This is a genomic window from Moorena sp. SIO3I6 (assembly GCF_010672095.1).
Genome location: NZ_JAAHHU010000527.1, coordinates 1 through 2,938, shown reverse-complemented (window position 1 = coordinate 2,938; position 2,938 = coordinate 1). Strand labels below are relative to the sequence as shown.

Sequence of the window (2,938 nt, the reverse complement as noted above, 5' to 3'; positions counted from 1 at the left end):
GAGTGACGAGAAAATACAACCCTTTACACATCCTAGGTTACCCTTGATGAGAGATGAAGGACTTGTTCATGCAACCGTTTTTTTTGTCAAGTACAATTTATACCAAATTAGATGCGATTACCCTGGGGCATAACAAGGCTTTTCATAATTTTAGATTTACCTCCCTCGACCGATAATTGCTATAACTGAACTAAAAAAAAACTAAACAATCATACGATCTTTATACATTTCTTCATAAAATGGCATAAACTTCTTAATAGAAGGCACTAATAGATCTGGAATATTAATTTCTTGAGGTTTATCAAAAAAGCCACTAGAATTAATAACATTTTTACTAAACTGTTCATAAATTGAATTCTCCCATGATATAATGCTAGTTTTTTTTTGCTCCCAACGAATCATTTTTTCGGAAAAATCAATCCCTAATTTTTCGCATAAATTTTTCAAATAATTTCGAGGATTTTTTAATAAATCTCCTGAGTCAATGACTAAAGGCTTTTCTTTGGTTATATCCTGAATTTGTTTGAATAGGTTATACTGTTCTTCCCAGCCTAGGAAAGATTTTGACTCTTCCCAGTTAAAACCTCCAGCTTTTTTGACTTTCCAGTATGAAGTAACTGTTTCTCTTGGATCTCTAATTAAAAAGAAATTTTTAACTTTAGATATCCAACTTTTGTCAAATCCTGGAATAAGATGATATGACAGATGTTTTTGAAACGAAAAAGATTTTCCCTCTGGTAGATCGCCAGTTAATTTTTCAATGATGCTTGAGTAATTAGTGTTAGGATATTTTACTAAATAGTCTGATGGAAAATCTTTGATCTCATTCTCGTAGTCATTAGCCATATTAAAAAAACAGAAATGGTGTAGAGGTTCATCATAGATAATGCAATCATCAATCTGCTCAAAGGCTCGTGTTATTGCAGTTGAACGAGTTCTCGGACAAGCCCACATAGCAATATGTTTTGTTTTCATAAATAATGGTCTCCTTATATGTAGTTTCCTGGTTAAATCGATGGGAAAACCAAGAGTTCGATGTATCTGTTCAACGGCTCAGTGAGTGCATCCGACGTTTTGTAAGACTCAAGTTGAGAATTACCTGTGCCATTAGCAAAGTTAAGTCACTTTGGACACTCAGTTCAGTAAAATAACACTGGCGAAGATAGCCTGTCAATCAAATAGGCAAATTAAATCCAACGGTGCTCAATTTACCAAGCCAACACTAACTCCAAACCAACCCAACACCAACCAGCCAATTCCCCCTAACCCTAATAACACCGGAGTCAACCAATTCCCCCAGCGCACATACAACGTCTGAGTCTGTCGTCGATAAATCGTATCTGCGTGCAACTCATAGGTATTAATCCCCGATAGCCATAGTGTTTTACCATGGGGGTCTACAATACCGGAATAGCCGGTATTGGTTGCTCTAACTGTCCACCTATCTGTTTCAATGGAGCGCATTACATCTTGAGCATGGTGCTGGGCAGGCATTGTATTACTGTAATGGGCATTATTGGATGCAGTGAGGATAAACTGCCCACCAGCGGCAGCTTGATAGCGGAAGTGCTCGGGAAAAGCTGACTCATAACAAATTCCTACCACTGCTTGACCAAAAGGTGTTTCTAATAACTGGTCAGGTTTACCTGCTGCTAAATGAGCATCAAGAGGGGATAATCGGTCAATTAAACGTCCTAGGAATTCTTCAAAAGGAATATATTCTCCTAAGGGCACTAATTTCACCTTATCGTAACGGCTGAAGGTCTCACCAGTACCGGTGACAGTAAACAAACTATTGGTAAGGCTACGCCCTCTTTGCCCATAGCCTCCTACCCAAACTAAAACCCCTTTATCTAAAATTGCTGAGTAGAAAGAACTAACAGTGCGAACCTGTTCTTCCCAAAGAAAAGGTAAGGCAGTTTCAGGAGTTAGCACTGCGTCTACTTTTTGATCTGCCAATGTCTGGTATCCAGTAGTGTAACCTTTTATAGCACGCTGCCAGCCAGCGGAGTAAAGTTTGATTTCATTGGGGATATTTCCTTGAATAATACCGACTTTAATAGCAGAATCTTTTGATTGCTCAATTGGTTGGTTATACAGTAACCATCCCAGCAGATGTAAGCTAATTAATAACCCGATTGCTATACCGAAAAGGGTTAAAGGTTTGTAGTGGTTTAATGTTGAAGGTTGAAGGTTTTGAGGGGTTGAAGGTTGAAGGTTTTGAGGGGTTGAAGGTTGAAGGTTTTGAGGAGTTGAAGGTTGAAGGTTTTGAGGGGTTGAAGGTTGAAGGTTTTGAGGGGTTGAAGGTTGAAGGTTTTGAGGGGTTGAAGGTTGAAGGTTTTGAGGGGTTGAAGGTTCAAGCTTGTTGTGATCACTTTCAACGTTAAACCTGCCAACGTTAAACCTGCCAACCTTGGCCAAAAGGCCACGCTTTCGGCAAAGCCGACGCTGCGCGAACGCGAACAACTGATTAACGTTAAACCTGCCAACCTTCAACCTGTCAACCTTCAACCTGTCAACATTAAACCTGTCAACATTAAACCTGCCAACGTTCAACCTGCCAACCTTGGCCAAAAGGCCACGCTTTCGGCAAAGCCGACGCTGCGCGAACGCGAACAACTGATTAAGGGTTAACCCGCTTTCAGCAATTAAACCATTGACCGCGACAATAGCTGCTGTAACTGTTATTGGACCAGATAATTGACCGAGGTGCAAAATTATCAGGTTATGGGGACTTTGGGTATAGGATAAGCCAGACCAGTACAGGGGACTCATACTCCACAGGGTTTCTATGCCACACCACAAGCCTGTACCGATTAGAACCCGCAAGCAGGAGGTTAAAAGAACATAGTTTTGAGTGGGGGTAGGAAGATTTATATCAGGATTTATATTACGTTTTTGTGTAGCTTTGGTGGATGGGAATTTACAGCGGTTTTCA

2 protein-coding genes are annotated in these 2,938 nt (G+C 40.2%); both read right to left on the bottom strand.

Features of this window, described 5'->3' with window-relative positions; translation table 11 throughout:
• Positions 1–201: 201 nt before the first annotated feature.
• Entirely contained in the window at positions 202–975 is a 774-nt protein-coding gene (locus F6K49_RS38975; protein ID WP_293105881.1) for a sulfotransferase domain-containing protein, read from the bottom strand.
• A 228-nt stretch (positions 976–1,203) separates the two neighbouring features.
• A complete protein-coding gene (gene lnt, locus F6K49_RS38970; protein WP_366514286.1) occupies positions 1,204–2,877 on the bottom strand; it encodes an apolipoprotein N-acyltransferase in 1,674 nt (557 codons plus the stop codon).
• Between the last annotated feature and the right edge of the window lie 61 nt (positions 2,878–2,938).